The sequence below is a fragment of the Endozoicomonas sp. genome (assembly GCF_965196975.1).
Taxonomy (GTDB): Bacteria; Pseudomonadota; Gammaproteobacteria; order Pseudomonadales; family Endozoicomonadaceae; genus Endozoicomonas.
The window spans coordinates 1,446,055-1,471,551 of sequence record NZ_OZ239981.1; the positions used below are offsets into that span (position 1 = coordinate 1,446,055).

The 25,497-nt window shown below is 47.9% G+C and carries 22 protein-coding genes; 16 read left to right on the forward strand and 6 right to left on the reverse strand.

Going from position 1 to position 25,497, the window contains the following annotated elements:
* Window positions 1-4: 4 nt before the first annotated feature.
* From ACOCLE_RS06280 to fcl, 4 genes are all read left to right on the forward strand, one after another.
* Complete coding sequence (locus tag ACOCLE_RS06280; protein ID WP_419535980.1) at window positions 5-1,105, forward strand: glycosyltransferase; 1,101 nt, start codon at window positions 5-7, stop codon at window positions 1,103-1,105.
* Between the two features lie 20 nt (window positions 1,106-1,125).
* Entirely contained in the window at window positions 1,126-1,872 is a 747-nt protein-coding gene (locus ACOCLE_RS06285; protein WP_419535981.1) for a glycosyltransferase family 2 protein, read from the forward strand.
* A gap of 54 nt (window positions 1,873-1,926) precedes the next feature.
* The gene (gene gmd, locus ACOCLE_RS06290) at window positions 1,927-3,048 is read left to right on the forward strand and encodes a GDP-mannose 4,6-dehydratase (protein WP_419535982.1); all 1,122 of its coding nucleotides are present in this window, start codon (window positions 1,927-1,929) and stop codon (window positions 3,046-3,048) included.
* A gap of 279 nt (window positions 3,049-3,327) precedes the next feature.
* Window positions 3,328-4,290, forward strand: a complete 963-nt coding sequence (gene fcl / locus ACOCLE_RS06295; protein WP_419535983.1) for a GDP-L-fucose synthase — start codon at window positions 3,328-3,330, stop codon at window positions 4,288-4,290.
* A gap of 155 nt (window positions 4,291-4,445) precedes the next feature.
* On the opposite strand, the gene tnpC is transcribed toward fcl, so the two are convergent.
* Window positions 4,446-5,951, reverse strand: coding sequence for an IS66 family transposase (gene tnpC, locus ACOCLE_RS06300; RefSeq protein ID WP_419532963.1), 1,506 nt, complete (start codon window positions 5,949-5,951; stop codon window positions 4,446-4,448).
* Window positions 5,952-6,279: 328 nt separating this feature from the next.
* On the opposite strand from tnpC, the gene ACOCLE_RS06305 reads away from it, so the two are divergent.
* From ACOCLE_RS06305 to purF, 4 genes are all read left to right on the forward strand, one after another.
* Window positions 6,280-6,732 carry a GDP-mannose mannosyl hydrolase gene (locus ACOCLE_RS06305; protein WP_419535984.1) on the forward strand — a complete coding sequence of 151 codons (453 nt, stop codon included), beginning with the start codon at window positions 6,280-6,282 and terminating at the stop codon, window positions 6,730-6,732.
* Between the two features lie 81 nt (window positions 6,733-6,813).
* Window positions 6,814-8,406, forward strand: a complete 1,593-nt coding sequence (locus tag ACOCLE_RS06310; RefSeq protein WP_419535985.1) for a mannose-1-phosphate guanylyltransferase/mannose-6-phosphate isomerase — start codon at window positions 6,814-6,816, stop codon at window positions 8,404-8,406.
* Window positions 8,407-8,461: 55 nt separating this feature from the next.
* Window positions 8,462-8,956, forward strand: coding sequence for a CvpA family protein (locus tag ACOCLE_RS06315; RefSeq protein WP_419535986.1), 495 nt, complete (start codon window positions 8,462-8,464; stop codon window positions 8,954-8,956).
* 268 nt (window positions 8,957-9,224) lie between these two features.
* On the forward strand, window positions 9,225-10,727 hold the full coding sequence (gene purF / locus ACOCLE_RS06320; protein ID WP_419535987.1) for an amidophosphoribosyltransferase: 1,503 nt from the start codon (window positions 9,225-9,227) through the stop codon (window positions 10,725-10,727).
* A gap of 13 nt (window positions 10,728-10,740) precedes the next feature.
* Here purF and ACOCLE_RS06325 read toward each other — a convergent pair whose 3' ends face one another.
* A complete protein-coding gene (locus ACOCLE_RS06325; RefSeq protein ID WP_419535988.1) occupies window positions 10,741-11,568 on the reverse strand; it encodes a 5'-3' exonuclease H3TH domain-containing protein in 828 nt (275 codons plus the stop codon).
* A 152-nt stretch (window positions 11,569-11,720) separates the two neighbouring features.
* On the opposite strand from ACOCLE_RS06325, the gene ACOCLE_RS06330 reads away from it, so the two are divergent.
* The 5 genes from ACOCLE_RS06330 (at window position 11,721) to ACOCLE_RS06350 (ending at window position 16,929) form a co-directional block, all read left to right on the forward strand.
* Window positions 11,721-12,929, forward strand: a complete 1,209-nt coding sequence (locus ACOCLE_RS06330) for an O-succinylhomoserine sulfhydrylase (protein WP_419535989.1) — start codon at window positions 11,721-11,723, stop codon at window positions 12,927-12,929.
* Window positions 12,930-12,991: 62 nt separating this feature from the next.
* Window positions 12,992-13,159: a hypothetical protein gene (locus ACOCLE_RS06335; RefSeq protein WP_419535990.1), complete on the forward strand. Its 168-nt coding sequence runs from the start codon at window positions 12,992-12,994 to the stop codon at window positions 13,157-13,159.
* Complete coding sequence (locus tag ACOCLE_RS06340) at window positions 13,141-13,893, forward strand: AAA family ATPase (RefSeq protein WP_419535991.1); 753 nt, start codon at window positions 13,141-13,143, stop codon at window positions 13,891-13,893. The genes ACOCLE_RS06335 and ACOCLE_RS06340 overlap by 19 nt, the downstream gene beginning before the upstream one ends.
* Window positions 13,894-13,904: 11 nt before the next feature.
* Complete coding sequence (locus ACOCLE_RS06345) at window positions 13,905-14,903, forward strand: DUF58 domain-containing protein (RefSeq protein ID WP_419535992.1); 999 nt, start codon at window positions 13,905-13,907, stop codon at window positions 14,901-14,903.
* Window positions 14,896-16,929 (forward strand): transglutaminase TgpA family protein, encoded by a 2,034-nt coding sequence (locus ACOCLE_RS06350; RefSeq protein WP_419535993.1) that lies wholly within the window; start codon window positions 14,896-14,898, stop codon window positions 16,927-16,929. Before ACOCLE_RS06345 ends, ACOCLE_RS06350 begins: the two co-directional genes overlap by 8 nt.
* 90 nt (window positions 16,930-17,019) lie before the next feature.
* Here ACOCLE_RS06350 and ACOCLE_RS06355 read toward each other — a convergent pair whose 3' ends face one another.
* The 3 genes from ACOCLE_RS06355 to ppnN all read right to left on the reverse strand — a co-directional run bounded on the left by ACOCLE_RS06355 (window position 17,020) and on the right by ppnN (window position 21,880).
* On the reverse strand, window positions 17,020-17,493 hold the full coding sequence (locus tag ACOCLE_RS06355) for a YiiD C-terminal domain-containing protein (protein WP_419535994.1): 474 nt from the start codon (window positions 17,491-17,493) through the stop codon (window positions 17,020-17,022).
* A 97-nt stretch (window positions 17,494-17,590) separates the two neighbouring features.
* Complete coding sequence (gene acnB / locus ACOCLE_RS06360; RefSeq protein WP_419535995.1) at window positions 17,591-20,182, reverse strand: bifunctional aconitate hydratase 2/2-methylisocitrate dehydratase; 2,592 nt, start codon at window positions 20,180-20,182, stop codon at window positions 17,591-17,593.
* 321 nt (window positions 20,183-20,503) lie between these two features.
* Window positions 20,504-21,880 carry a nucleotide 5'-monophosphate nucleosidase PpnN gene (ppnN, locus tag ACOCLE_RS06365; protein WP_419535996.1) on the reverse strand — a complete coding sequence of 459 codons (1,377 nt, stop codon included), beginning with the start codon at window positions 21,878-21,880 and terminating at the stop codon, window positions 20,504-20,506.
* 399 nt (window positions 21,881-22,279) lie between these two features.
* Here ppnN and ACOCLE_RS06370 point away from each other — a divergent pair, with 399 nt between their 5' ends.
* From ACOCLE_RS06370 to ACOCLE_RS06380, 3 genes are all read left to right on the forward strand, one after another.
* Complete coding sequence (locus ACOCLE_RS06370; protein ID WP_419535997.1) at window positions 22,280-22,756, forward strand: aminoacyl-tRNA deacylase; 477 nt, start codon at window positions 22,280-22,282, stop codon at window positions 22,754-22,756.
* Between the two features lie 79 nt (window positions 22,757-22,835).
* Window positions 22,836-23,363 (forward strand): NUDIX hydrolase YfcD, encoded by a 528-nt coding sequence (gene yfcD / locus ACOCLE_RS06375; RefSeq protein WP_419535998.1) that lies wholly within the window; start codon window positions 22,836-22,838, stop codon window positions 23,361-23,363.
* A 22-nt stretch (window positions 23,364-23,385) separates the two neighbouring features.
* Window positions 23,386-24,000 carry a riboflavin synthase subunit alpha gene (locus ACOCLE_RS06380; RefSeq protein WP_419535999.1) on the forward strand — a complete coding sequence of 205 codons (615 nt, stop codon included), beginning with the start codon at window positions 23,386-23,388 and terminating at the stop codon, window positions 23,998-24,000.
* Window positions 24,001-24,069: 69 nt separating this feature from the next.
* Here ACOCLE_RS06380 and xseA read toward each other — a convergent pair whose 3' ends face one another.
* Complete coding sequence (gene xseA, locus ACOCLE_RS06385) at window positions 24,070-25,437, reverse strand: exodeoxyribonuclease VII large subunit (RefSeq protein ID WP_419536000.1); 1,368 nt, start codon at window positions 25,435-25,437, stop codon at window positions 24,070-24,072.
* Between the last annotated feature and the right edge of the window lie 60 nt (window positions 25,438-25,497).

Genomic DNA, 25,497 nt, shown 5'->3' on the forward strand with positions numbered 1-25,497 from the left:
TTATATGGAAAAGTATGAATCAGAATCTGGAGAACTTTATCTTCATCTGAGCAATGTTATTGGGACAGGGGCTGTTCAGTTAGTCAAGTCTTTATTGCCGGAATTGCTTCGTATATCCGAGCATACAACCACTGTAATTTTGCCTGATCGTGGTGAACTGAGTGACTTTAAATGGAAAAGTAATCAAGTACGTGTTGTTAACGTACGTCGAAGACTGCCTAAATTTATCTCTCGATTTTTTGAGTGTTTTTTTTCTTCTTTCAAATTACCAGATAATAGTAAATTATTAGTACTTGGTGATTTGCCACTACGAACTAACGCCTCGCAAACACTGTTTGTCCAGACATCCAATCTGGTTCGTAATCATAAACCTTCACTAATTAACTTTGATTATTTAAAGTATTCAGTTGCTCAGTCCATTTTTTTACTTAATCATAAATATGTCAAACACTATATAGTGCAAACAGAGGTGATGAAAGAGAGGCTTGAGTCTTTCTATCCTGTTGTCAAAGGTCGAGTTTCAGTAGTCCCTCAACCTGTACCAGGCTGGCTAATCCACTCTGATGTATTTAGGGTTGGACGCTGTACTTCTGGAGGTCTAAGGCTTTTCTATCCAGCAGCGTCATATCCTCATAAAAATCACCGCTTGCTTTCGAACGTCAATGCTGAAGATTTCCATTGCTGGCCTGTTGAGAACATAACTTTAACGATTGATTCATTCTGCAGCCCTAATTTGGATTGGCCTGCTATTCAATGTGTTGGATTAATTGCACCAGATAAAATGGTATCTTTTTATAAAGAGTCAGATGCATTAATTTTTCTTTCTCAGGAGGAAAGTTTTGGTTTTCCTTTAATTGAGGCGATGTATTGTGGAATACCAATAGTTTGTCCAGATCTCCCATATGCCAGAATGTTATGTGGTGATATGGCAATCTATTTTCAAGATAATAATGTTATGTCTCTTCTTGAAGCTATCGTTATATTAAAGCATAAGCTTGATGAAGGTTGGTGGCCAGACTGGCAAGAGCAACTGGATTACCTGCCTGCTGACTGGAATTCAGTTGCAGTTAAAATGTTTAATATTTCCATGGATTTAGAAGGTTAGTTGTTCGGATGTGTTCTAAATTGAAAATATCTATTATTACAGCCGTTTATAATAATCAGCATACACTCAGAAGCACCTTGGAATCAATTATTAGTCAAGCTTATAAAAATATCGAAATAATCATTATCGATGGGGCTTCAACGGATAACACAATCAATATATTACAAGAGTTTTCTGAGCATATCAGTGTTTTAATAAGCGAGCCAGACAATGGAATTTATGATGCCTTGAACAAAGGTATTGCCCTAGCAACTGGTGACGTTATTGGCTTTATGCATTCCGATGATCTTTTTTTTGATCATTCTTCTTTACTTAGGATAAAAGATAGTTTTGATGATAGTAGTATTGATGCTGTTTATGGTGACCTTATCTATGTTGAAAAGGAAAATACAAATCAAATAGTTCGCTATTGGCGAAGTAATGAATTTGATCAAAATATGCTTTCCAAAGGTTGGATGCCACCTCATCCTACGTTTTATATGAAACGTAGGTTCTATGAGAAGTATGGTGGATTTGATTTGCAATATCGTATCTCTGCTGATTATGATTCAATGTTGCGCTATCTTCTCACACCAGATATTCACGTTCGTTATATACCAGAAGTTCTAGTGCGTATGAGAGTAGGTGGTATTTCTAACCGCTCATTAGGTAATATGTTACTAAAAAGTCAGGAAGATTATCAGGTTATAAAACACCATAATATCGGTGGTATTAATACTCTGTTGATGAAGAATTTTAGTAAGATTCCACAGTTTTTTTCTCGCTAGTCTTTCAATGGAAAGCTGCTCATATAATTTCTTGTTTACGTTGGTTGATACATCATGTCTAGAAAAGTTGCTCTAATTACTGGTGTCACCGGTCAGGATGGGTCTTATCTTGCTGAGTTTCTTTTGAAAAAAGGCTATGAGGTGCATGGTATTAAGCGTCGTGCATCTTCCTTTAATACCGAGCGTGTGGATCATATTTATGAAGATCCCCATGTTCAAAATGCCCAGTTTAAACTGCACTATGGTGATCTGAGCGACAGTTCTAACCTGACCCGCATTATCAGTGAAGTGCAGCCGGATGAGGTGTATAACCTGGCAGCACAGTCCCATGTGGCGGTCTCGTTTGAGTCTCCGGAATACACGGCCGATGTGGATGCCCTGGGTACTCTCCGTCTGCTGGAGGCGATCCGCTTTTTAGGATTGGAGAAGAAAACCCGTTTTTACCAGGCCTCTACTTCTGAGCTGTATGGTCTGGTGCAGGAGATTCCCCAGAAGGAAACCACACCGTTCTACCCGCGCTCACCTTACGCGGTGGCCAAAATGTACGCCTATTGGATCACCGTTAACTATCGCGAATCCTATGGCATGTATGCCTGTAACGGTATTCTGTTTAACCATGAGTCTCCGCGTCGTGGTGAAACCTTTGTTACCCGCAAGATTACCCGTGGCCTGAGCAATATTGCCCAGGGGTTGGACAGCTGCCTGTACCTGGGCAATATGGATGCCCTGCGCGACTGGGGCCATGCCCGTGATTATGTCGAGATGCAGTGGCTGATGCTGCAGCAGGAACAGCCGGAAGATTTTGTGATTGCGACCGGTGTTCAGTACTCTGTACGACAGTTTGTGGATTTCACCGCCAAGGCCATTGGAGTAGAGCTGCGTTGGGAAGGTACAGGCGTGGATGAGTGCGCCTACGTTGAGCGTATCGACAGTGATAACGCCCCGGCACTGACCGTTGGCCAGCAGGTGGTGGCGGTTGACCCCCGTTACTTCCGCCCGGCAGAAGTGGAAACCCTGCTGGGTGACCCCTCCAATGCGAAGGCCAAACTGGGCTGGGAGCCGACCACCACGCTGGAAGAGATGGTGGCCGAGATGGTTGAGTACGATCTGGTCAAGGCCAAGCAGCATGCTTTGTTGAAAGAGCATGGCTACGATGTGAAGGTGTCGCGGGAATAAGATTTTTTTGAACCACAGAGAGCACAAAGCGCACAAAGGAAAAGATTAAAAGATTTTTGGTAAAAGAGCCCTTATTAAAAGGCTCTTGATTGTCTTAGTGCTCTTTGTGCTTTCTGTGGTTCAACGCTTTTAAAGGTTGATATGAAGAGAATTTTACAAAGTTCACAAAGCGCACAAAGGGAAAGATTAAACGTTTTTGGTCAGAGTCCTTATTAAAAAGGCTTTTGATTTTCTTAGTGTTCTTTGTGCCCTCTGTGGTTCACAGCTTTTAAGGTTGCTATGAAGAAAGTTTTTATTGCCGGGCATAATGGAATGGTGGGTTCGGCTATTGTTCGTCAGCTCTCAGAACAGGCTGATATTGAACTGGTCACTCGTAGTCGCAGTGAGCTGGATCTGATCAGCCAGCAGGCGGTGGCGGAATTTTTCCAGGCTGAGCAGATTGACCAGGTTTATCTGGCTGCAGCCAAAGTGGGTGGCATTCATGCCAATAACATCTATCCGGCCGAGTTTATTTATGAAAACCTGATGATGGAGTGCAATATTATCCATCAGGCATTTCAGGCTGGTGTACGTCAGCTGTTGTTCCTGGGGTCCAGCTGTATTTATCCGAAACTGGCGCAACAGCCGATGGTGGAGAGTGAATTGTTGAATGGCCATCTTGAGCCAACCAATGAACCTTACGCCATTGCCAAGATTGCCGGTATCAAGCTGTGTGAATCCTATAACCGTCAGTACGGTGTGGATTACCGCTCTGTCATGCCCACCAATCTTTATGGCGAGAATGATAATTTCCACCCGGAAAACAGTCATGTGATCCCGGCGATGATGCGTCGCTTTCATGAAGCCAGGCTCCGTGGTGATAAAGAAGTGGTGGTCTGGGGTACGGGTAAACCAATGCGTGAGTTTCTTCATGTGGATGATATGGCCGCAGCCTGTGTGCATGTGATGAACCTAGACAAGGCGATTTACAGCGAGCATACAGACCCAATGATGTCGCACATTAATGTGGGCACTGGCGTGGACTGTACGATCCGCGAGCTGGCAGAGACCATGAAGCAGGTGATCGGCCTCGAAGGCGAACTGGTGTTTGATACCACCAAGCCTGATGGCACACCGCGCAAGCTGATGGATGTTTCCCGCCTGGAGCGGTTGGGCTGGAAGGCATTGATTTCTTTGCAGGAAGGCCTGGCAGAGACTTATCGGTGGTTTCTGGAAAATGCAGCTGAGCTGCGGTCAGTTTGATTATTGGAACCACAGAGAGCACTGGTAATTGCTCCTGCATTACCAACACTTCCGCCATCCTTGGCTGTCGCACAAAGCTCACTAAGGAAAAGGTAAGATTTTTGAACCACAAAGGGCACAAAGTTCACAAAGGAAAAGATAAGCTTTTTTCGTAACTATTCAGCACCCAGCAAAGGCGTATTGTTGTAATTTCGAACCGCTTTAAGAAGCGCCTGAAATATGTTCAACCCCTGCTTTTTAGCAGATGATAAATAGCTTCGGATTCGGGTAAACATGGTACCTCCGTCTTCGCTTCTGAAGCAGCCTGAGATCTTCTGCTTAAGTTTGGCCATCCTGGCATCACGTTCACTGCCATTGTTATCGAAGGGAATTGAAAAGTCCGACATGAAGCGCAACGTTTCAACCTTAAACTCAATAAGCCTTTTGAACAGGTTGTAGGCCTTGGTATTCCTGACCTTCTTACGTCCAAGCACCTGTCGTTGTTTTTCCATATAAGCGGTTTCCTTCGTGAGAGCCCTTTGAAGGATTTGGTCGTATATCGTCTCAATGCGAAGCTGTATTGCACCAGGCATTTGAGTCAGACCGGCTGCTTTGTATTTCTTGCAGAAGTGCCAGGAGAGCGTAAGCAATTTCATCAGCCGCAGAGCCAGCTTATTCGCATCCCTATCGACAACTCCCTGAAGCTCTCTCAGATGATGGGCATTACAAAGCACATGCACTGCCGCATAGGCAAAGTAGGACTTCCAATGATCGTGAACCAGAATGCCTGCAAAAGTCAGCAGGATGCCCATTGCATCCATTGCTTCACAACCTCGCCTTTCTGAGAGGTAGTAAAGCGTCCATTGGTCATCTCGCATAATGTGTAACCACCACAGTGAACCGTCAACCCGCATGCCAGTTTCATCCGCTCCTGCAACCGGACTTTCTTGTAAAGCATCGCGGATACTCTGCTCAGTAGAGGCCAGGTTCTCATGGGTATAGGCAACAAAATTGGCAACAGAGCCTGCGCTGACACTCATGCAATAAATAGTATTGAAATACTCAGACACCCGGTGATATGGGATGAAGTGATACTGGTTTAAATGAACAGCCATTGCCTGAGTCACTTCTCCGTATTGAGCAGCGGCTTTCACTCCTTGGGGAAACTCAGCGGTGTTCCGTTTACCACAAGGACATACTTTAACGTCTGCCCAGTACGCGGTAACTTCAAATTCTCCGGGTCTACCTGGATCAAAAACCTGTCGCTCAATGTATTTGGTGGGTTTAATATCGATAAGCGAAGACTGGCAACAGCAACATTTTTCAACCTTCAGATGCCTGACATAATCGGGTAAGGCGACACGTCTCAAACAAGAGCCTTGATGACCTTTCTGGCCACCTGGTTTATTGCCTGAAGATGGTCTAAGGCTTTTGGGGTTCGGTGTTTCCTGTGAGGAGCAGGGGGCTTCTTTGGAAGATGTATCACCTTTATCACTCCCTTTTTTACTGGGCTTTTGATAACCATCTGACGATGGTGGCTTACTACTGTTTTGACTGTTTTTATTAACCCTTTCTTCCAGTTCGCTGCAACGTTCCCGTAAAAGCGCATTCTCGGTCCGAAGCTCTTCATTCTCTTTAAGGAGAGCTTCGGTAAACGGAGTAGCTGGGAAGTCTGGTTCCATACTGGAGATTTGTTAGAAAAATTGAGTATAAGATGATGGTCGAAAAATCAGAAAATTCCAGATTTATATGAAGGGTGCTGAATAGTTACCTTTTTTCTTTGTGAGCTTTGTATTCTCTGTGGTTTATAAGCTTGGAACCACAAAGGGCACTGGTCATTGCTCCTGCATTACCAACACTTCCGCCATCCTTGGCTGTCGCACAAAGTTCACTGAGGAAAAGAGAAGGCTTTTTTCTCTTTTTTCTTTCTTTGTGGACTTTGTGCTCTTTGTGGTTAAACAAAAATCTGTCCTTTTCCTCTGTGAGCTTGTGGTTGAAAGGGCTTTTAACATGCTTGAGTTCGAGACTTTTAAAACGGTTGTTGCCTCAACACCGCTGGTTTCAATCGACCTTGTGGTTCGTAATCAGGCAAGTGAGGTGCTGCTGGGCCTGAGGAATAACCGTCCGGCCCAGGGTTACTGGTTTGTACCGGGTGGCCGTATCCGCAAAGATGAGCGGATGGCTGATGCCTTTCACCGCCTGGTTTCTGGTGAGCTGGGTGTTGAAGCGACGCTGGAACAGGCCCGTTTCCTGGGCGTCTATCAGCACTTTTATGACGATAACTTTTCCGGTCGTGACTTCTCTACCCATTATGTTGTGTTAGGGTATGAACTGACGCTGGATATTGTGCCCGGGCAGCTGCCGGATGATCAGCATTGTGACTATCACTGGTTTACCGTTGAGCAGCTGTTGTCTTCCGAGCAGGTTCATCAACACACTAAAGATTATTTTTTAAATGATTGAACCACAAAGCCAGCAAAGAAAGAAAAAGCTTATCTTTGCCTTAGTGAACTTTGTGCTCTCTGTGGTTCAAAAAAGAAACCTATGAATTTAATTCCCGTAATCATGTCTGGCGGTTCTGGCAGCCGCCTCTGGCCTCAGTCCAGATCTCTGAATCCGAAGCAGTTTCTGCCACTGGTCAATGAACAGACCATGTTGCAGAACACAGTAGCCCGACTGGATGGCCTGGATGCGGTGGGTGCTCCCGTGGTGATTGCCAATGAGGATCATCGTTTTCTGGTGGCAGAACAGCTTCGCCAGATGGGGCGCAGTGCTGAGGCGATTATTCTGGAGCCGGTGGGGCGGAATACTGCTCCTGCGGTTGCTTTGGCAGCTTTAAAAGCGCTTAAACACAAAGAGCCGGTGATTGTTCCCGACAACACCGGCACTTCCACCATCCCTGGTGGTCGGTCTGTTAATGCTCCATGCAAAACAGACACTTCCACCGTCCTTGGTGGTCGCACAGAGCACAAAGAAAAGGCTCTTTATAAAGAAGAGTCTGTTTTGTTGGTGTTGGCGGCGGATCATGTGATTCAGGACGAAAAGGCGTTTCACCGGGCGGTTGAGGCGGCGTTGCCGGCGGCGATGGAAGGTAAGCTGGTGACGTTCGGTATTGTGCCTACTCATCCGGAAACGGGGTACGGTTATATAAAAGCGTTTAACCACAGAGATCACAAAGCCCACAAAGAAAAGATATGCAAGGAAAAGACAAGCGAAGAACAGGTTTTTGCTGTTCAGGAATTTGTTGAGAAGCCGGATCTGGAGACGGCTCAGGGGTATCTGGCTTCCGGAGATTATTACTGGAACTCGGGAATGTTTCTGTTTAAGGCATCCCGCTATCTGGAAGAGTTGAAGCAGTTCCGGCCGGATATTCTGGAAGCCTGTGAAAAGGCGATGGCGGTGCAGAATCAGGATCTGGATTTTGTCCGCCTTGATGAAGAAGCTTTTAAGGCCTGTCCGGATGATTCCATTGACTACGCGGTGATGGAAAAAACGACGGCTGCCGTTGTTATGCCTCTGGATGCCGGTTGGTCTGATGTGGGTTCCTGGTCTTCTCTGGCGGATATTTCTGAAAAGGATGAACTGGGAAATGCAGTGCAGGGTGATGTGCTGCTGCACGATACCCGCAACACCTATGTGCGCAGTGATAAAAAACTGATTGCCACCGTCGGTGTGGATGAGCTGGTGGTGGTTGAAAGTGATGATGCCATTCTGGTGGCTCATAAAGACCGCGTACAGGACGTCAAGAAGGTGGTTGAGCAGCTGAAAGCCGAAGGGCGGCCAGAGGTGAGTCTGCACCGGAAGGTTTATCGCCCTTGGGGGGCTTATGATTCAATTGATGCTGGTGACAGATTTCAGGTTAAGCGTATTACTGTGAAGCCTGGTGCCAAGCTTTCATTACAAAAGCACTTTCACCGTGCAGAACACTGGATAGTGGTGAAGGGAACAGCTTTGGTGGAGGTAAATGGTGATGAACTCTTACTGACAGAGAATCAATCTGTTTATATACCAATTGGTGCTTTGCACAGGCTGGAGAATCCGGGAAAGTTTGATCTTGAGTTGATAGAAGTCCAGAGTGGGGGCTATCTAGGAGAAGATGATATTATTCGTTTTGAGGATACTTATGGAAGAGTCTAACTTAAAAGTAAACTTTTTTAAGAATCATCACGCTTGTTAATTTAGGGCTTTTCAGTTGACTTTCACTTGGATCGACTGGCTGATCGCCGGTATTGTTATCATCTCCGCGCTTGTCAGCTTAAAGCGCGGTTTTTTTAAAGAGATTCTCTCTCTGCTGACCTGGCTGGCAGCTATTTTTGTTGCCTGGTCTTTTGGTGGAGCCCTGTCAGAGCGATTGACTGATTACATTGCAACCCCGTCGGTTCGAGTCATGGCGGCTTGTGCCTTGTTGTTTGTTGCAACGTTGATGGTTGGTGCGCTGGTTAATCGTATTATCGCTGAACTGGTTCAGGTGACAGGGCTGTCGGGTACTGACCGTATTCTGGGCATGGCTTTTGGTGGGTTGCGGGGCTGTCTGTTGGTCACGATTCTCGTAGGTCTGCTGACACTCGCGCCATTGGAACAAGATCCGGCCTGGAAGCAGTCTGTATTTTTACCCCATTTTATGTTGTTGGCAGACTGGTCCAAGCAAACCGTAGTCGATCTTATGGGGCCTCTGATGCAAAGCTAGTTTCACCTTCCTCTGTCCGTAATGCATTCCTCATATTTTTCCCTCCTTTCCTCAGTACAAGGCCGGTTAACTTTGAACTTTATCCGGCCTTTTACCATCTACTGTTCCAGTTAGCCTGCTAAATAGCGTATGATTCAAGCCTTTACAGTTGTCCGGCTGGTAAGCTGCCTCATTGTTCAGGGAACAGGCAAATTCGACTGAACAGGCAGTAATCCCCAGTCGCTGGGCTGAACATACAATTTAGCTGATCAATCCTGAGGATGAGTACATGTGTGGAATTGTCGGTATTTCGGCAACGGTGAATGTTAACCAACTGTTGTTCGATGCGCTGACTGTGCTGCAACACAGGGGGCAGGACGCTGCGGGGATGGTGACTCTTGATGATGGCCGTTTTTTCCTGCGCAAAGATAACGGCTTGGTGAAGGATGTCTTTCGTACTCGTCACATGAAGCGCCTCAGTGGTAGTTCAGGCCTTGGGCATGTTCGATACCCGACTGCAGGTACTTCCAGTTCAGCAGAAGCCCAGCCGTTCTATGTAAATTCCCCTTATGGCATCGCTTTAGCCCATAACGGCAACCTTACCAATGCGGATGATATAAAACAGTCGCTGTTTGAAAGTGACCTTCGCCACATTAATACCCACTCCGACTCTGAAATTCTGCTGAATGTTTTCGCTCATGAGCTGGCGAAAGAGGGCAAACATAAGCCACAGGCAGAAGATGTTTTTAATGCGGTGACAGGTGTTTACCAGCGCTGTGAAGGTGGCTTTGCTGTTGTGGCCTTGATTAATGGTCATGGTATGGTCGGTTTCCGGGATCCTCATGGTATTCGGCCGCTGGTATATGGTAAGCGGGAAACTGAGAACGGTACTGAGTATATGCTGGCCTCCGAATCGGTGGCACTTGATGCCCTTGACTTTGAGCTGATTGGTGATGTAGCCCCGGGGGAAGCCATTTATATTGATGAGCAACGTCAGCTTCATACATTCCAGTGTGTTCCGGGTAAACTCACTCCCTGCATGTTCGAGTATGTCTATCTCGCCAGACCGGACTCCAGTGTAGATGGTATTTTTGTCTATCAGTCCCGTTTGCGCATGGGGCAGACGCTGGCCAATAAAATTCTCCGTGAATGGCCAGATCATGATATTGATGTGGTGATGCCCATTCCGGATACCAGCCGAAACTCTGCTCTTGAGATGGCAACCCGTCTGGGCCTGCCTTACCGGGAAGGTTTTGTTAAAAACCGCTATATTGGCCGAACCTTTATCATGCCCGGTCAGGCCATTCGCAAGAAATCTGTTCGCCAGAAGCTGAATGCCATTGATCAGGAGTTTGCGGGCAAGAATGTGCTTCTGGTAGATGATTCCATTGTCCGTGGAACGACCTGTGAGCAGATCATTGAGATGGCCAGAGATGCAGGAGCAAATAAGGTATATTTCTGTTCAGCGGCTCCGGCCATTCGTTACCCCAATGTATACGGTATCGACATGCCTACCCGGGAAGAGCTGATTGCCCATGGTCGTACTGATCAGGAGGTTTGTGAACTGATTGGTGCCGATAAGCTGATTTTTCAGGACTTGGAAGACCTTAAGAAAGCGGTTTCCTCTCTTAACCCGGCCATAGAAGATTTCGATTGCTCGGTGTTTGATGGTTGCTATGTGGCCGGTAATATTGATGATCATTATCTGGAGCAGCTGGCTTCCAGTCGGAATGATGACAGTCGCCAGGCTGAGAGCGATATTATTGACCTGCATAATGAAGGGGAAATCTAACTCTCTTTTATCATCAGGCAGGCTGGTTTATCCGGCTTGCCTTGTTCTCTTCCGGCCTGTATCGAAGGTCTTTTAAGCTCAGCCCTAATTCCACATCATATTGTAGCGTAGCCAAACGTACCGATAACTCGGCTTGTTCCCTCTGAGCCAGCACTTTCTTCAAAGCACCTTTAACCTTTTCTTCATTTTCCACTTCAGGTTTGAATATCGCTTTCAAGCTACCGTAGCGGTTGAGTAGTTCACTCGCGCCTTTCTTCCCCACGCCTTCCACGCCAGAAATATCTCCAACCCCTGCAATACCCCAGTAATCGAGTAATTTTTCAGGGGGTATTCCATACTCTGAACTAACAGAGGCACTATCAAAATTCGCTTTCTGGAAGTGGTCCCGTTGAATGACCCGGGGTGAATGCAGAAGCTGCCGGTAGGCCTTATCCGTTGAGAGAATGACTGTATTTATATTTGCAGCAATGGCTTTATGAGTGATTGCACCAATAACATCATCGGCTTCTATGCCGTTACGACGGAAGGTCATCAGCCCCATCTGGCGGAAAGCATTATTGAATTCAACCAGCCTCTGGCGTAAGACCATTGGCATCGGCTTACGTTGCGCTTTATACCCTGGTAGAAGCTGGTGCCTCCAGGTAGGAGGGTCGCCATCAAAGACAATCAAAATATGGCTTGGGTTACACTCTTTAATGGCTCTTTGAACGGATGAGAGTGTTGCGGATAATGCACCATCCACCTGTTGGCTTGCATCGGCCTGTGAGTCCTTTGAAGGGATTGCAGCATGGATGCGACGTATCAGGTTCAGAGCATCAATCAGAAGTAGCGTTGGTACCATCTTTTCCGGTGATTCCAGTGGTCATTATTTACTTTCGACAATGATAACGGAAATTTGCTCAAGGCATGCTGTGGATTTGACCTCTCTTCTGGTATGTTAGCGGACTGGTATAGGTATAAATTACAAAAATACGCAGTAATTCAGGAAGTTCCATGAATGATCATGATTTGACTGAGGCTTTGGCATTTGAAACTCAGTCTATCCGTGCAGGTTCATTTCGCAGTGATCAGCGTGAGCACAGCGAAGCCATTTATCTGAGTTCAAGTTTTGTCTATGACAGCGCGGCTCAGGCTCAGGCTGTCTTTGCAGGGGATGAGTCAGGTAACGTCTACTCCCGTTATACCAACCCTTCCGTGCAGATGCTGGAAGATCGTATGGCTGTGCTGGAAGGCGGTGGCATTGAAGGCGAAATTACAGCGTGCGCCACAGCCTCTGGTATGGCCGCTATTCTTGGCACCTGTATGTCTCTGTTGAAAAGTGGGGATCATGTTATTTGTTCCCGCAATGTATTTGGCACGACATTCACTATTTTTGCTAAGTATTTTGAAAAATTTGGTGTGAAAACCACATTTGTTGATCTGGTGGATTATCAGCAGTGGCGTCAGGCAATGACACCAGAAACCCGTCTTCTTTTTCTGGAAACCCCTTCAAATCCATTGAGTGATGTTGCTGATCTTGAGCTTCTGGCTGACATTGCCCACAGTAACGACGCATTACTTATGGTCGATAACTGCTTCTGTACGCCTGCTCTGCAGCGCCCACTGTCTTTTGGTGCAGATCTGGTGGTGCACTCGGCCACAAAATATATTGATGGTCAGGGTCGTTGTCTGGGGGGCATGGTCGTTGGCAGGAAAAAGCTTGTGGATGAAGTTCACTTATGGCAACGGGCTGCAGGGGCCACCATGAGTCCGTTTAATGCCTGGGTGTTTTATAAAGGGCTGGAAACACTCCCTGTGCGTATGGATGCTCATTGTCGAAATGCTTCTGAGTTGGCCTCTTGGCTCAGTCATCATAAAGCGGTAGAGCGTGTCCATTATTCAGGTTTAAGCTCTCATCCGGGTCATGAGCTGGCAAAAAAACAGCAGAAAGGGTTCGGCGGTGTACTGGCCTTTGAAGTGAAAGGTGGTCGGGAGTCAGCTTGGAAAGTCATTGACAGTGTTCAAATCATGTCCCGTACTGCCAATTTGGGTGATACCCGGACAACCATTACACATCCGGCAACAACAACACACTGTCGTTTGTCTGATGAAGACAAAATGAAATCAGGTATCACGGAAAGTCTGGTTCGCATTGCCGTTGGTCTTGAGAATATAGAGGATCTCAAAGCTGATCTGGAAAAAGGACTCAAGCAGTTGTTGTAAGCCCAGTGTGGTGCTATCCAAAGGTGGCACCCTTAATAAGAATAAAGCTGGAACCGTCATTTATGAACTCAACGCTGCGGAATTCTCTGGATGCACTGTCTGGTGTTATTCGGGGAAAAGACCGGGAACTTCGACTGGCATTGTGCTGTATGCTGGCTCGAGGCCATCTGTTGATCGAAGACCTGCCTGGTATGGAAAAACAGCACTGGCATTGTCACTGGCCCGATTGATGGGGTTGGACTATCAACGAATCCAGTTTACCAGTGATCTGTTGCCGGCTGATATTCTGGGCGTTTCTATTTTTGATCGTGAGTCATCCGAATTCCAGTTCAAGCCAGGCCCTGTCTTTTCTCAGCTGCTTCTGGCTGATGAAATCAATCGTGCCTCACCTCGAACCCAGAGTGCACTCCTGGAAGCCATGGAAGAAAGACAGGTGACCATAGAGGGGCAGGCCAGATCGCTGCCTGAGCCATTCGTTGTGATCGCGACCCAGAATCCGTTGACACAACAGGGAACATTCCCTCTACCAGAGTCGCAGATGGATCGCTTTTTGATGTGTATTCCCATGGGGTATCCGGATTCAGACTCAGAAAAGGCCATTCTCCGGGGGGAGGCAGGGCGATTTCTTGTCAATCGGCTGGATCAATCAGTAACACCGGAAGCGTTTCTGTTGATGCAGCAGGATGTCAATAACGTCCATGCCAGTGATCTTTTACTGGAGTATGTGCTTCGATTACTTAAAGCCACCCGTGAAGAGGGATATTTTGCCGTTGGTTTATCACCAAGAGCGGGTTTGGCGCTTTTACAGGCAGCCCGTGCCTGGGCCTACATAGATGGAAGGGATTACCTGATTCCGGAAGATATTCAGGCGGTGTTTGTCCCGGTTGCGACGCACCGGCTGACCATGCAGAAACAGGGCATATCGCCAGGTGAACTTCTTGGCCGCATTAATGCAATGGCCTGAGTATTTCATCAATGAATGACTCGCCTTATACCCTCCCCTGGCGCTGGCTGACAACCCGCTTTCACCAATGGGCTGACCAGCGGACACCCAGGGCATCCATAATTCAGCTTAACCAACGTCGCATTTATATCGTACCTACTGGTTCCGGATTTTTCTGGCTCTCGATGGTGCTGGTGATTTTTCTGGTGGCGGTCAATTACAGCAATTCACTGGCCTATGGGCTCTGTTTCTTTATGCTGAGCCTTTTCTTATTATCCATTCTGCATACATGGCGTAATCTGGCAGGTATAACCCTGGTGGCCAAAGGCGCCGAAGCTGGACATGCTGGTGAGCTTATACCCGTAACGATTGATTGCCTCAGAGAACGTAGGCCACGCTACTCTATCGCTATTGGCTGGCCAGAAACGGAGTCCACTTTGGTTAGTTTTGGCAATGATATTGAGCAGCGGCTGGTTGCTCAGGCTGGTTCAAGGGGATGGTTTCGGCCCGGGCGAATGCGCATAGAAAGTATTTACCCTCTTGGGCTATGCCGGGCATGGAGCTGGGTTCGGCTGGACTTTCATTCGGTGGTTTACCCTGCACCAGATGACAGTTACCCATTACCGGAGAATGATATAGCGGATGATGGTGAGCATTCATTGACGGCGTCTGGTTTTGACGACTTTGCCGGATTCAGGGGGTATCAAGAGACTGATAATCCTGCTCACGTTTTCTGGAAAGGGTATGCACGAATCGGAGAGCTGTTGACCAAGCGGTTTGATCAACCATCCGGCCGTGAACTCTGGTTTTCCCTAGGGCAGGTACCCGACGGGGATATTGAGCATAGATTATCGGTACTGACCGCCTGGTGTCTGCAGTGTGATAAACAACAATATGCCTATGGTCTGGTGCTGGCAGGGCAGAAATTGGCACCGTCAACCGGTGAGGCGCATCTGAAGCAGTGTCTGGAAATGCTGGCGTTGTACGAGCTGGATGGGGAGATGGCTCGTTCTGGAGGGGTAAATGGATAGCCCGTCTGTTTCCCGTTATGCCACTCTCTGGCTTCTGATTGCACAGGTCATGGTGACATTGCCGGTGCTTGAGGTCCTGCCCATTTCGGTACTTCCTCTATTGATGCTTACCCTGATGTGGCGTGCACTGATCTGGTTTGGCAGAGGTGCCTGGCCTTCTGACTTTTTAAGACGTCTGTTAGTCGTCCTTTCCCTGATACTTGTTGTCACTTCTTCTGGCTTGCAGTTTTCACTGGAGCTTGCTGTGACGTTTCTGGTGACCGGTTATGCATTAAAAATGCTGGAAATGAAAACACGTAGGGATGCACTGGTGATCGCCTATATTGGTTTTTTTGTGGTGGGGGCTGGGGTGATTTATTCCCTGTCACTATTGCAGGCACTATTCCAGTTACTGTGTGTGGGGGTATTAGTCGCAGCCATTCATGCGATGTATTCGCCAGCCAACAGCTCGGCACCAAGTTCCGCTTTAAAAGGCAGCCTTCGCTTTACCAGCTTCATTCTGCTGCAGACTGTGCCACTAACGCTGGCTCTATTCATCTTTGTTCCTCGTCTTGGCCCATTATGGGCTGTGCCCTGGCCTGAAGGTGAGGCTAAAACGGGGTTGTCGGACACGATGCAGCCAGGTGATGTTGCAAGGCTCAGCCAGTCCTATGATTTGGCTTTTCGTGCTCAGTTTACCGGCCCTGTACCACCGGCCAGAGAGCGTTATTGGAGAGCACTGGTTCTTGATCAATATGATGGTGAACAGTGGCGGCAAAGTGATCTTATACGGCTACTCAATCAGTACCCTGGAGAAATTGATGATGAACGAAGCTGGCAGAGTACGTTGCCGATAAGTGATGGCTGGTGGCAGGTAAAGCCCGGGCAGTATAACTATGAAGTATTATTGGAACCCAGTGGTCAACAGTGGCTTCCCGTTCTGGGGATGGTTGCTGCATCAATTCCAGAAACAAGGGTTCTAAGAACCCTTCGTCTTGAAGCGGATAAACCTGTTTTTGAACGACGGCTATACCAGCCTGCGCAGCAAAGTGTGGTTGTGGAGACGATCACCATGCCTTCCTGGTTGAGGGCGCTCAATAAATCGCTGCCTTCTGATGGAAATGTTCAGAGCCGTATATTGGCTCAACAGTTATTCGCTGAATCAGGCCGGAATCCCGCGGCCATGGGCAAGCGAGTAATGGACTATTTCAATCAGGAGCCTTTTTATTACACTCTGTCACCACCGTTGATGGAGCAGAATGAGGTTGATCAATTTCTGTTTGTTCACCGTAGAGGGTTTTGTGAGCACTATGCCAGCAGTTTCGTCTTTATGATGCGATCGGTGGGTATTCCTGCACGCATTGTGACGGGTTATCTCGGAGGAGAATACTTACCCGAAGAACAGGTGGTCAGGGTGCTTCAGCGAGATGCTCATGCCTGGGCAGAGATATGGGTCGAAGGGCAGGGGTGGATTCGTTTTGACCCTACCGCAGCGGTCGCTCCTGAGCGTATTGATCTTGGAATTGATGAAATGATTGATCAGGGTCGGTTGCTGCAGGGGCGGATCCCTCTGGCTTACCGCTTTGGTCAAACAGGTGTCTTCAAGTCAGTTCGACAGGGTTGGGAGCGGCTGGAGTACCGCTGGCAGAAGTCAGTGGTACAGTACCAACAGGAAAAACAGCAGTCTTTTATGAGGGACTTGTTTGGTACATCATCCTTCTACTGGCAGCAGATCGGTGTGCTTGGCGCATTATTGGCTCTGTTTCTCATGCTTTACGGGGTCTTTGCCTTGTTTCAAAGACCAGCTCTAAATCCTCACCAAGTACTTTGGCTACGCCTCGAACGTAAACTGTTTGCAAAGGGATTTGAGCGACAGGCAGGGGAAGGACCAAAGAATTTTGCACTGAGAGTAAACGCTGAAAATGCATTGATGGGCGCGCAACTATTGCCAATAGTTGATCTCTATATCCTGTCTGCTTACTCAGGGCGTAAGAGAATAAATAAGCAGTTGCTTGACCAGTTGAGCAAAATGATCAAGCAGCTATAAGGTGGTAGCGGTCTTGTAATCCTGCACAGTTGCGCCGTGATCTGAAGGTTCAGGCTTTCACTGAGCATTTCAAACCCTGGTAGGCCGAGGCTAAGGCGTCGCCACATAAATACCTTTGTAAGTCGCGATGTTGGTGAGTGAGTTCTCTTCTTTCCCTGTTGAATATAACTCAACGGTTAATTCCAGTTTGGCATTGCGACGTTCATTTAAGCGATCAAAAAACGTGTCTGGAACAATGGCTTTGCAGCGGGCTGATATTCGGCCTTTGCCGGGAGCATGGTAGGTCAGTTGGGAGTCGGCAATAACGGCAGCGCAGTCCTGTACATGAGTTCTGGCGTGCAGTGTCGTGAAGAGCCAGCCACAGATAGTAGCGAGTGCAGCAATACTTCCACCAAAAGCCGTTCCTTTGTCGTTAATATTGGGCTCCAGCGGGCAGCTGATAGCCAGTTCTCCATTGTTGAACTGATCAAAACTGACTTCCATGTTATTCAGCAGAGGAATGTTGTCTTTTATCCACGCTATCAGTTCTGATGTAAACAGGGATTCTGGTGTTGCCGTGTCCATATTGAAGACCATCACTCATTGTGTATTTAGTTATCTATGTTAAAAATAAAAAGCCCCTGAAAACAGGGGCTTTTGTATTGATTAACGCTGAAATCTATCAGCTGGCTTTGGCGATGATATCGTCAGCAGCCTTTTGATAAGACTCCACCTGATCAAAATTGAGGTAGCGATAAACATCACCGGCCATGGCATCCAGATTACTGGCGTATTCCATATACTCTTCCACCGTTGGAATCTTGCCAAGAATGGCGCCGACCGATGCCAGCTCAGCAGAGCAGAGGTACACATTAGCGCCATCACCAAGACGGTTAGGGAAGTTACGGGTAGAGGTAGAAAGAACTGTTGCACCTGGCTCTACTCGCGCCTGGTTACCCATGCAGAGTGAACAACCTGGAATTTCAGTCCTCACACCGTTGTCGTTGTAGATGTTGTAATAACCTTCCTCTTCCAGCTGGGCCTTGTCCATTTTGGTGGGAGGTGACATCCAGAAGCGGGTCTTCAGTGGATCGTGATTCTGTTCCAGCAATTTGCCTGCAGCACGGAAGTGACCAATGTTGGTCATGCAGGAGCCCAGGAAGACCTCGTCAACCTTGTCACCGGCAACATCCGACAGGGTACGTGCATCGTCAGGATCGTTTGGTGCACAAAGAATCGGCTCCTTGATGTCTGCCAGATCGATCTCGATCACCTCGGCGTATTCTGCATCAGCATCCGCACGCATCATGACTGGGTTTGCCAGCCACTCTTCCATCTTCCTGGCGCGACGCTCGATGGTACGACGATCACCATAGCCTTCGCTGATCATCCAGCGGAGCATGGTGATATTGGACTTCAGGTATTCAGTGATGGACTCTTCAGACAGTGTGATGGTACAGCCAGCAGCTGAACGCTCAGCAGAAGCGTCAGACAGTTCGAAAGCCTGTTCGACTGTCAGGCTTTCAAGACCTTCAATTTCCAGTACACGGCCGGAGAAAGCATTCTTCTTGCCTTTCTTTTCGACGGTCAGCAGGCCCTGCTTGATGGCATAAAGCGGAATTGCGTGGACCAGGTCGCGGAGGGTAATACCAGGTTGCATTTCACCCTTGAAGCGAACCAGAACTGACTCCGGCATATCCAGGGGCATAACACCGGTTGCTGCAGCAAATGCTACGAGGCCAGAGCCTGCAGGGAAAGAGATGCCCAGCGGGAAGCGGGTGTGGGAGTCACCACCGGTACCCACAGTATCTGGCAGCAGCATGCGGTTCAGCCAGCTGTGGATGATGCCGTCACCAGGACGCAGAGCAACGCCGCCACGGTTCATGATGAAGTCTGGCAGGGTGTGGTGAGTTTCCACGTCGACCGGCTTTGGATAGGCGGCAGTATGACAGAAAGACTGCATAACCAGGTCAGAAGAGAAGCCCAGGCAGGCCAGATCTTTCAGTTCATCACGGGTCATTGGGCCAGTAGTGTCCTGAGAGCCGACAGTCGTCATTTTGGGCTCACAGTACTGACCAGGGCGGACACCGGTAACGCCACAGGCTTTTCCGACCATTTTCTGGGCCAGAGTGAAACCATGAGTTGATTCTTTAGGAGCCTGTGGGCGACGGAATATTTCAGAATGACCCAGATCCAGTGCTTCACGAGCCTTGTCAGTGAGCCCTCGACCAATGATCAGGTTGATACGGCCACCGGCCTGCACTTCATCCAGAATGACATCGGATTTGAAAGTAAACTCAGACAGAACTTCCCCAGATTCAGAGAGAATCTTGCCATCGTATGGGCGAATTTCGATAACATCCCCCATATTCAGCTGATCAACCGGTGCTTCAAAGACCAATGCGCCAGCATCTTCCATGGTGTTGAAGAAAATAGGGGCTACCTTGCTGCCTATACAGATACCACCGGCTCTCTTATTAGGAACACCCGGAATATCATCACCAAAGAACCAGAGTACGGAGTTGGTTGCAGATTTCCGGGAAGAACCGGTACCGACTACGTCACCCACGAAAGCAACCGGCAGGCCTTTGCTCTTGATATCTTCGATTTGCTTTAAAGGTCCTGTAACACCATGCTCTTCTGGCTCAAGACCGTCACGGGTCATCTTGTAGGCAGCACGAGCGTGCAGAGGAATATCCGGGCGGGACCAGGCATCTGGGGCAGGGGAAAGATCATCGGTATTGGTTTCGCCGGTGACCTTGAATACAGCGACCTTAATGCTCTCAGGGACGGCATCACGTTTGGTGAACCATTCCGCTTCAGCCCAGGATTTCAAAACGGCCTGAGCATTAGCATTGCCTGCTTTGGCTTTTTCTTCAACGTCGTGGAAAGAGTCGAAGACCAGGAGGGTGCTTTTCAGCTGCTCAGCAGCAAGTTCGCCCAGCTCAGTGCTGTCCAGAAGGGTGATCAGGGTTTCAATGTTGTAACCGCCCAGCATCATGCCCAGCAGCCCAACGGCTTTCTTACTGTCAACCAGTGGTGATTCAGCTTCACCTTTTACGATGGCGGAAAGAAAGCCAGCTTTTACATAGGCTGCTTCATCAACACCGGGAGGAATTCGATTTTCGAGAAGATCCAGAATGTATTGTTCTTCACCTGCTGGTGGATTTTTCAGCAGCTCAACCAGGCCTGACACCTGCTCTGCATTCAGCGGCTTTGGTGGGACACCCTCTTGGGCACGCTCTTTGACGTGTTTTCTGTAGGCTTCTAACACGAGTTCTACCCTCATCATCTGTGGCAGGCTCTTGGGCGATCCTTCGACAAACCATTATGATCTTATGGGTCCGTCAGATGTTCCAAGGAAATCTTTACCAGTGCTACGTGGTACGGCCTTGAACGATCTTTCTATGGTTGAAGATTTTCGGCAGATAAAGCACTGGTGGCGCGGGCAGTATAGCGGAAGGTGCTTTTCAAGTTAAGTAAAGACCGAAATAACCACTATTTTTTCTGTGAATGGTTGGTTCAATATTTGTGATTTGTATAAATAGGTTCAGGAGAAGCCAAAAAGGTCTCTCCCGATTGAAGTGATCAGTAGTTATGACTCGATGATTTCGTAGCAGGGTTCGTAATGGCTTCCAGGTAATTTCATCCGGTACTGCTCAACAAACGACTGCAGGAGGGTATCCATCTGCTTCATCAGTTCTGGCTCACCACTTAGCCTGTACGGTCCATGCTCACGAATCAGGTTAACACCGTCTTCTTTTATGTTTCCTGCGACAATGCCCGACATCACACGGCGTAGATTAGCTGCCAGCTGGTGTGCTGGAAGCTTGCTGTGCAGTTCGAGATTGGCCATGTTTTCATGGGTGGGTTCGAATGGCTGCTGGAATTCCTGATCAATTTTTAACAGCCAGTTAAAGTAATACGCATCTCCATGGCGACGGCGGAAGCGAGTTACTTTTTCCAGACCCCTTGCCATGACCGTTGCCACTCTTGCTGGATCATTGACGATGATCTGATATTTCTCCTGAGCCTCTTTTCCCAGTGTGTTGCCGATGAACTTGTCTATCTGTTCAAAGTAAACTTCCGACCCAGCGGGGCCGGTAAGGATCATGGTCAGAGGGATGTCTTTATTGTCCGGGTGCAGGAGAATTCCGATCAGGTAAAGAATCTCCTCGCAGGTTCCCGGTCCTCCAGGGAAGACGATAATTCCATGCCCCAGGCGGACAAAAGCCTCCAGGCGCTTCTCAATATCTGGCAGGATAACCAGCTCATTTACGATGGGGTTGGGGGACTCAGCAGCGATGATCCCTGGCTCAGTCAGACCAATAAATCGGCCATTACTGATACGCTGTTTGGCATGTCCGATGTAGGCGCCTTTCATGGGGCCTTTCATTGCGCCCGGACCACAGCCGGTGCAGATATTCATTCTTCTGAGCCCCAGCTGATAGCCGACCAGCTTTGTGTATTCATATTCATCACGGCCAATGGAGTGGCCCCCCCAGCAGACAACAATATTGGGCGTCTGCTTGGTGATGAAGGCGTTGGCATTTCTGAGGACTTCAAACACCAGGTGGGTAATGTCTGAAGAGCTTTCATGACTGAAACGCTTGTCGTTTGTGATCAGGGAAGAGACATACAGAATATCCCTGAGTACTGAAAACAGGTTTTCCCGAACACCCCGGATCAGTTTTTTATCAACAAATGCCGAGGCAGGCGCATTAATAAGCTCAAGTTTCAGACCACGGTGTTCCTGAACAATGCGGATGTCAAAGTCGGTATAGGTTTGTAAAAGCTCTTCTGCGCTGTCGCCTTCCAGCTCATTGCTTAAAACTGCCAGGGCGCACTGGCGAAAAAGGCGGTGAAGACCTGCTTTGGTATTATCCTGAAGAATATTGACTTCCCGGCTGGACAGAACTCGCATGGAGCCAACCGGGTTAACAATGGCGGAGACTACATTAGGTTTACTCATTATGCCCCCTTAGAGGATGATGTTTGGTGTCCAGTAGCATCTTTCCGGTGGTTCTGGCAATAACGATACTTATCAGGACAAAAATACTCTTAACTAAATATCGGATCCTATGAGTTGAAATCGAGTGAAAATTAAAGCTCAGAGAGGTTTGGGAAGTTATAATTCCTATAACCATGGGCTAATTATACTGGTTTTATTCGCTTCTGATCAGTCTTGACGAAATGATACGTCTCTGACAAATTGGAGGAAGTAGCAGTTGCTCTTTTGCGCTTTTCCCGGCTATCACTTTGTATTTTCAGATTTTACCAATAGTCATCCGTTCATTGGCTTGTGCTGAAATAGAAAACTTTTACTGTGTTCTTTTGCGTCAGAGCGGGATTTTCCGTGAGGTATCTGACCATGTCTGTCCAAAGCATCATCACTTATTTAAATGTCCATAACATCCCGTTTACTGTCAGAGATCACATGCCAGCATTTTCTGCTCAGGAGGTGGCAGAAAAGGCTCACATCAGTGGTCGGCGCGTTGCCAAGACGGTAGTTGTCAAGCTTGATTGGCAGATAGCCCTTTGCGTATTACCCGCTGTAGAACGGGTTAATTTGAGCCTACTAAGGCAAGTTGCCTGCAGCAAGACTGCGGAGCTGGCAAGGGAAGAGGAGTTTGCTCACCACTTTTCCGGGTTTGAACCTGGTGCTATGCCTCCCTTTGGTGGCTTGTTTGGTATGGCGGTTTATCTTTCTGACTCATTGAACCAGAAGAATACGCTTGCATTCAGCAGTGGCAGCTCATCAAAGTTGCTGGAAATTAGCTGGGACGATTTCAATAAACTGGTCCATCCGATATTGATAACTGGGAAGCAGCGTGAGGCGATTGGCTAATTTTCTGTTTTCGATTGCGAATGGCATGATATAAGATGTTGCCATAATAACAAATGAAGGCAGATAACAGGAGATCTCGATGCCTGGCCAGCAAGAGGTGGAAACGTCTGTGGAAAGTGTATTGGTAGTTGATGACCATAATTTTGTCCTTGGGTCTGTACCCAGGGGGCAAATGAGAGAGGAAACACTGTGCCATAGGGCAACCTATATATTTGTCTTTAATTCAAAAGGGCAACTTTATGTGCAGGAAAGGACTCTGAGTAAGGACATTTATCCCGGATATTTTGATCCTGCGACCGGAGGTGTGGTTACCGAAGGGGAAAGCTATGATCAGGCTGCTGAACGGGAGTTGGCTGAAGAACTTGGGGTCGAAGGAGTGCCGATCACTTCCCATTTTCATTTTTTCTTCCAGAATGACGACTGTCAGGTCTGGGGCAGAGTATACAGCTGCTATTATGATGGCCCATTATCCCTGCAGGAAGAAGAAGTTGCCAGTGTGGTTCTTGAGTCACCGGAAGAGGTGCTATCTAATCGAAACCACAGAAATTATACTCCAGACAGTCTGGTTGCTCTTGAGAGACTGGTTCACTGTCTTAAAACATTCTGAAGTATGCCAACATAGGTAGTGTATGTTTACAGGTATTGTGAAGGGATTTTTTCCGGTTGGTCGAATTGAAAAGTTCAACGAACTGAACCGTATAACAGTGCTTTTGCCTCTGCCATTACTGGAGGGCCTTGAGACCGGAGCCAGTATTGCGGTGAATGGGTGTTGTTTGACGGTTGTTGCTTTTGATCAGGGAAGTGCCACTTTTGATGTGATGAAAGAGACGCTAAGGGTGACAAACCTGGGGGCGCTTGAAGAAGGCGGTAAGGTTAACATTGAACGCGCTGCGCGCTTTGGTGATGAGATTGGTGGTCATCTGTTGTCTGGCCATATTCACGATACTGTTGAGATCTGTGAAATTCAGCACGAAGAAAATAATGTGACGGTGTTCTTTCAGTTTGCTCCTGAATGGAAAGACTACATTCTGCCTAAAGGCTACGTCTCTTTAAATGGCTGCAGCCTGACTATTGGTGAGAAAGTTGAAGGTGGGCGTTTCTGTGTTCATCTCATCCCAGAAACGCTGAGAATCACGTCATTTGGTTCGGCAGAAGTCGGGGATAAAATTAACCTGGAAATAGACAGTCAGACTCAGGCTATTGTAAGAACGGTAAAAAGTTATCTGGAATCAGCACATTCCTGATACTTAATTAAGAACTTCCATCGCTCCTGCAAGATTGCGCATAGCGGAATGCAATCTTGCCCTCCCTCTCTAGCTTTCACTTTTTAGCTCTTCTACCTTGCATATTGCTTCACCGCGGTGGAATCGCGTACTGATCAGATCGCCTTCTTTTAGCTGTTGACTGTCTCGGATGATTGCATTGTGTGACTTTGTAATAGAATAACCTCGGGATAGGGTTGCCAGAGGGCTTACTGCATTAAGTTCTCCGGAAGCCTTTTCCAATTTTAATTGGCGCTTTTCCATGTTGTTCAGCATGAGGTGAATCAACTTTTGCCTGATATGCTCATTTTTATTTTTGAACAGCTCTAATTTGCGTTGGGGACCCTGCTGGTGTGCTCGATCTTTGGTTCGATCGAGATTTGATTGAGCTCGCGCCAGACTGAGGGTTATGGCCTGTTTCAATCGGATTTCCAGATCGTCCAGTCGCTGGCTACTGTCTCTCAAGCGTTCGCCGGGGTGTCTAAGGCGCTTTTTCAGGTTATCAAGCTCTTTCTGGCTTAACTGAAGCTTATGGCGTGTCAGTGTGGTGAGCTTTCTGCTAAAAAGGTGAAGCTGGTTCAATATGGCCTGACGATCCGGGCTGAGGATTTCTGCCGCTGCTGATGGTGTCGCCGCCCGGTAGTCAGCAACGAAGTCGGCTATGGTGAAGTCAATTTCATGACCAACGGCGCTGACAATGGGAATAGGGCAGTTCGCTATCGCCCTGGCGACCAGTTCTTCATTAAATGGCCACAAATCTTCCAGTGAGCCGCCTCCACGACCAATAATCAGCACATCGAATCGGTTGGAGCGTTCTGCAAGCTTTAACGCACTGACCAGTTCGTGTTTAGCCTGCTCTCCCTGAACTGAGCTGGGGATGATGGTGACCGGTATGGCAGGAAATCGCCTTTTCAGTACGGTGAGAATGTCCCGAATGGCTGCGCCTGTCGGTGAGGTGATTACCCCGATATGTTTCGGATGAGTGGGCAGCGGCTGTTTGCGTGTCATATCGAACAGGCCTTCAGTGGCAAGTTTCGCCTTGAGAACCTCGAACGCCTTCTGAAGGTCTCCGGTGCCGGCATTATCCATATGTTCGACAATCAGCTGATAATCGCCTCGTCCTTCATATAGGCTAACACGCCCCCTGACCATGAGGAGCATACCTTCAGTTGGAACAAACTTAAGTGCCTGGTTCCGGTTGCGAAACATGGCGCAGCGGATCTGAGACTGTTTATCTTTCAGGGTAAAATACCAGTGACCGGAGCTGGGGCGGGCCAGTCCGGAGATTTCACCCTCAACGCGGACATTATTGAAATTCATCTCCAGCAATCGTCTGGCTTTACCATTTAACTCCGTGACAGAGAGGGCTTTTGCAGAGGCCTCAACGTTGTGAGCAGGTGTGTCTGTATAGTGGTGCATGGATCAAGCCTTGCAGGAGATTATCAGTTTTTTGGTATTCTGCCTGAATAAGTGGTTTAG